The sequence below is a fragment of the Roseibium sp. RKSG952 genome (genome assembly GCF_009711355.1).
Genome location: NZ_SMMF01000712.1, coordinates 1 through 5,202 on the forward strand (window position 1 = coordinate 1; position 5,202 = coordinate 5,202).

Below are 5,202 nucleotides of genomic sequence, written 5' to 3' on the forward strand. Positions count from 1 at the left end.
TTCGATTGGCTTCAATATGCAGAGGTCTTTCGAAAGCCGTTCAGTAAGGAGGTGCCGGATGGCGGTTGATATCGAAACCCTGGTAATCGGTGCTGGCGTGGTCGGCTTGGCCTGCGCCCGTTCTCTGGCCGTGGCGGGCCGGGAGGTCATGGTTCTGGAGCGCAATGGCCTGATCGGATCGGAGACCAGTTCGCGCAACAGCGAGGTCATCCATGCAGGCATCTACTACCCGACCGGTAGCCTGAAAGCCCGGTTGTGTGTCGAGGGCAAACACCAGCTTTATGCCTATTGCCGCGTGCATGGTATCGGGCACGAACGCATCACCAAGCTGATCGTGGCGACACAGGCAGACCAACTCCGGGAGCTGGCGGCGATCAGGCAGAAGGCGGCCGAGAACGGCGTCACGGATCTGGAAATGCTGTCTGCTGCAGATGTTCAGGCGCTGGAACCGGTCCTGGATGTGGCCGGTGCGCTGTTGTCACCGTCGACCGGGATTGTCGACAGCCACGGGTTCATGCTTGCGCTTCAGGGAGAGCTGGAGGCCCATGGCGGGCAGGTTGTTCTCAATACCGCCGTCACCGGTGTTGAACGGCTTTGCAGTGGCGGGTTTTGCATAAGGGTCGCAGACGGGCAGGTGCCGGGATATGCGATCACTTGCGGCGAGTTGGTGCTCAGTGCAGGTCACGGTACAATCGCCCTTGCCGGCCAGATCGAACCGCTTGGCCCGCTGCGCGCCTACCTGGCCAAAGGCAGCTATTTCAAGCTGACCGGAAAATCCCCGTTTTCGCGGCTGGTCTATCCGGTGCCGGAGCCGGGTGGTTTGGGCATTCATCTGACACTGGACTTGCAGCACCAGGCGCGGTTCGGTCCGGATGTCGAATGGGTCGAGACGATGGACTATGCAGTGGATCCGGCCCGTGGTGAACGGTTCTATGCCGCCATTCGAAATTACTGGCCGGATGTGCCGGACGGCGCCCTGGAGCCGGATTATTGCGGCATCCGCCCCAAGATTGCAGGACCCGGTGATGCGCTGGCGGATTTCCGGATCGACGGGCCGTCTTGCCACGATGTCAGCGGTCTGGTCGCATTGTATGGGATCGAGTCTCCGGGACTGACCGCCGCCCTTGCGATCGGTGATCACGTCCGGCAACACTTGGGGTGACCCACCTGAGATTGCGCCTCGAGGAATTTCTCAGTTAACCTTTGTGCAATGCGTCATTACGGTTAAAATTCCCGAGATAACAACCGGTTATTCGCCTAATCGTCCCCAGTTGGTCTTGATTGTTTCTTAATTTTGCCGCAGTCCCCCTCTTAATTCCCGTTAACGAATTTGTTACTAACCGAACAGGGTAACCGACCGACGTGATCGATCGACGTAGATTTCTTGCGGGCACCGCCTTGTGTTTCGGTGCCATGGCAACTCTTGGCACCGCGACGGCTGCGGAACCTCAGACACCCGCCGCCGAACCGAGTGTACCTGCGCCTCAAGCGGAAAAACCATTCGATTTCGAGGCATTTGCAAGTGGCATCAAGGAGAAAGCGGCAAAAGCCTATAAGCCGGACACTCCGGCCCTTCCCGAGATTCTGGCAGAGCTCGACTACGACAAGCACCGCGCCATCCGGTATCGCCCGGAACGCGCCATTTGGGGTGATTTGCCATCGAATTACGAGCTTCATGCGTTTCATCCCGGCTGGCTCTACAACGAGCCGGTCGAGCTTTACGAAATCACGGACACCGAGGTGCTTCCGCTGAATTTCACAGGTGCGGATTTCGAGTATCGCGAACCGCTTGACCCGGCGCGGTTCGAAGGTGTCAAACTCCCTGGCATTGCCGGTTTCCGGCTGCATTATCCGTTGAACACGCCGGATTATTACGACGAACTGATAACCTTCCTTGGAGCGAGCTATTTCCGGGCGCTGGGCAAGGGCAACCTGTACGGCCTGTCCGCAAGGGGACTTGCGATCGACACGGCGATTTCGGGGGCTGAGGAGTTCCCAAAATTCACCCGTTTCTACCTGCAAAAGCCGCAAGACCGTGATGCCGATTTGACGCTCTATGCCGAACTTGAAAGCAAGAGTGCGACCGGGGCGTACCGGTTTGTGATCAAGCCTGGTGTCAACACGGTGATTGACGTCGATGCGCGCATTTTCCTGCGCTCCGATGTGACACGCCTGGGAATTGCCCCCCTCACGTCAATGTTTCTTTATGGCGAGAACGACCGGGTTGGCTATGACGACTACCGGCCGGAAGTGCATGACAATGACGGACTGCTGGTTCTGCGCAAGGACGGTCAGCGTCTTTGGCGCCCCTTGCGCAACCCGGACCGGCTGTCCCTGTCCTTTCTGGACGAGGAGAGTCCGCGCGGCTTCGGATTGTCGCAGCGGGACCGCAATTTCGACAATTATCAGGACACGGAGGCCCGCTACGAGCGGCGCCCGTCGCTGTGGATCGAGCCGGTCAATGACTGGGGCAAGGGCCAGGTCATGCTGGCCGAAATCCCGGCGGACAAGGAAATCTACGACAACATCGTGGCATTCTGGGTTCCTGAAAACGGTATGGACGCCGGATCCGAACACCGGTTTGAATACCGGATGCTGTGGGGGCGTGAGCCAGAACCGGGCACTGATCTGGGCCGCGTGATCCGGACCAGTACAGGCCATGGCGGGGCGGGGGCTTCGGACCCTCATCCCAACTTGCGCAAGTTTGTAATCGAGTTCGGCGGTGACCGGATGGCGGAAATGGGCGCAGACAGGGAACTGCAAGCCAGGCTCAGCGTTCAAAACGGCAAGCCGACAGACCAGCTGCTGCAGCGGCTGGAAGGCGGCGTGTGGCGTTTGATCGTTGACATCCAGAGGGAAAATGAGCGCCGCCCGGTGGAATTGATCCTCTCGCTTACCGAGAACGGTCAGGATGTTACCGAAACCTGGATGTATCAGTGGAGCGGCCGGTCATGACGGCAACCGTGCGGAATTCGATCGACATGAATACGGCAGCCGTGGACCCGGCGATGTTGAGGCGGTTGCGTGCGCGCCTTGGACGGCATGATTTGACCGACTTCGAAATGCAGACCGCTGTGCTGGACGTATTGAAAGCAGCCGGAGATCCCGCGCCGGGCGATGAACAGATCCTGAAATCCTTGCCGGTTCCGCCGGCAAGGCACCGGTTGGCGATGCCCGAACATGATCTGTGCCCGTCCTTCGGCACCCGTTTGTCCGGGCTCAAGGCAGCCTGTCTTGCGCTGTTGAGCGCTCACTTCCCGGACCGGCGCCGTCTGCCTCAGGGCGTGCGCAAGCGCTAGGTTTTCCAGGATGACAGGACGTCTTGTGGTCATTACCCGGCGCATAGGTATGGTGACCTTCGCCTGCGCAATGACCTTTGCCGCTGCCTCTATGTTCGGGACGGTTGTGCAATCCGACGGCTATGACCGGCTGGACCTGATCCGGATCGGTCTGTTGTCGGTCGCCGCGTTCTGGCTGGCCTGGGGCGGGTGCATTGCGTTTTTCGGTTTGTTGTTTCCGCCCGACAGGGTCGCACGCAGTGACGGGCCGGTGACCGGGCGCACCGCCATCCTGATGCCGATCTACAATGAGGAAACCGCCACTATCTTTGCCCGTCTTACCGCCATCATGCGGTCGGTGCGTGCGCTGCCTGAAGAGGCACAATTTGACTTTTTCGTGTTGTCGGACACGACACGCGCCGACATCGCCGGGGCTGAAGCCGCCGAATACCGCAGGGTTTTGGTCCGCGAAGGTGCGGGCAGCCGGCTGTTTTACCGGCACCGTGAGAAGAACATCGGGCGCAAGGCGGGCAACATCGCCGATTTCGTGATGAATTATGGTGGCGCCTATGAGCACATGCTGATCCTTGATGCGGACAGTCTGATGACCGGCGAGACAATTGTCGAGATGGTGCGCCGCATGCAAGCGGACCCCGGGCTCGGGCTCCTGCAAACCCTGCCGCAGATTCAGGGGCTTGAAACCCTGTTCGGCCGGCTGCTCCAGTTTTCGACCGCGCTCTATGCTCCCTATTTCGCGCGCGGCCTCGCCTCCGTCCAGGGCGGGGAGGGGTCGTTCTGGGGGCACAATGCGCTGGTTCGGACCAAGGCATTTGCCGCTTCTTGCGGCATGGCGCCATTGAGCGGCAAGCCACCCTTTGGCGGTCACATCCTTAGCCATGACACGGTGGAGGCGGCGCTTCTGGCCCGGGACGGCTGGAAGGTGCGGCTCGATCCCGATCTGACCGGGTCCTATGAGGAAGCCCCGCCCAACATGGTGGAATATGCCAAGCGCGACCGGCGCTGGTGTCAGGGCAACCTTCAGCACGGCCGTTTGCTCTACGCACCCCGGTTCAGGTTCTGGAGCCGGTTTTCGATTCTGCAGGGCATTTTCGGGTATCTGGCGTCCCCGCTGTGGTTCCTGTTTCTGATCGCCAGCCTTGCCGCCCCCATGCTTGCCCCGCCACCGGTCTATTTTGACGGACGCTCGCCGTTTCCGACCTTTCCGCATCCCGAAACCGGAACGGCCCTGGCGTTGTTGTTCGGGCTGGTGGCGTTGCTGCTCCTGCCCAAGCTTGCGCTAATCATCCAGGCCCTGTTGAAGCAGAGCCGCAAGGAGTTTGGCGGGGCGTTCCGGCTTGCCCTTGGCGGTTTTCTGGAAATCTTTCTGACGTCGGTTCTGGCGCCGCTTCACATGATGTTCCAGTGCCGCTCGGTGCTTCAGGTCGTGACCGGCGCGGATGCGGGCTGGCCTGCTGCGGACCGTGCCGACGGGTCTCTGTCATTTGGGGCGAGCATCGCGGCCACCTGGTGGATGATGCTGATTGGGGCTGCCGGGCTTGGGTTTTCCCATCAGTTTACCCCGGAACTTTTCTATTGGCTGATGCCGGTTTCGGTTCCGCTGGTCGCTGCGCCTTTACTGGTGTTTGCGACAGCCTCCGTCGGTTTGGGCCGGTTCACAAAACGGCTTGGGCTGTTCCGTATCCCGATTGAGCACACGCCTGATCCGGTTATCGGTACCATGGCGGAAATCCGCAAGATTGCAGCTGCGTGAGTGCCTTGGGGATCCCGTTCGAGGAAAATGGTCCGAACAATCACCTGATGATCAAAGATGCCGGAGACCGCTATTGAGGAGTTCTCTGCATATTGCTGGAGTGTGCAGCTGGGCGCGCCAATTCTGCCCAATATCATCTGTTTGGGATGGAGA

Annotated in this window: 4 protein-coding genes; all 4 read left to right on the forward strand. The window is 60.0% G+C overall.

Translation table 11 applies throughout. The annotated features are described in order from the left end of the window. Positions 1-58 precede the first annotated feature (58 nt). The 4 genes from E1297_RS04500 to mdoH all read left to right on the forward strand — a co-directional run bounded on the left by E1297_RS04500 (position 59) and on the right by mdoH (position 5,049). Positions 59-1,162 carry an NAD(P)/FAD-dependent oxidoreductase gene (locus E1297_RS04500; RefSeq protein ID WP_155134435.1) on the forward strand — a complete coding sequence of 368 codons (1,104 nt, stop codon included), beginning with the start codon at positions 59-61 and terminating at the stop codon, positions 1,160-1,162. A gap of 200 nt (positions 1,163-1,362) precedes the next feature. After that, positions 1,363-2,955: a glucan biosynthesis protein gene (locus E1297_RS04505; protein WP_368669460.1), complete on the forward strand. Its 1,593-nt coding sequence runs from the start codon at positions 1,363-1,365 to the stop codon at positions 2,953-2,955. After that, complete coding sequence (locus E1297_RS04510) at positions 2,952-3,299, forward strand: hypothetical protein (RefSeq protein WP_155134438.1); 348 nt, start codon at positions 2,952-2,954, stop codon at positions 3,297-3,299. Before E1297_RS04505 ends, E1297_RS04510 begins: the two co-directional genes overlap by 4 nt. Before the next feature lie 10 nt (positions 3,300-3,309). Beyond that, entirely contained in the window at positions 3,310-5,049 is a 1,740-nt protein-coding gene (gene mdoH, locus E1297_RS04515; RefSeq protein ID WP_155134441.1) for a glucans biosynthesis glucosyltransferase MdoH, read from the forward strand. Positions 5,050-5,202: the final 153 nt, after the last annotated feature.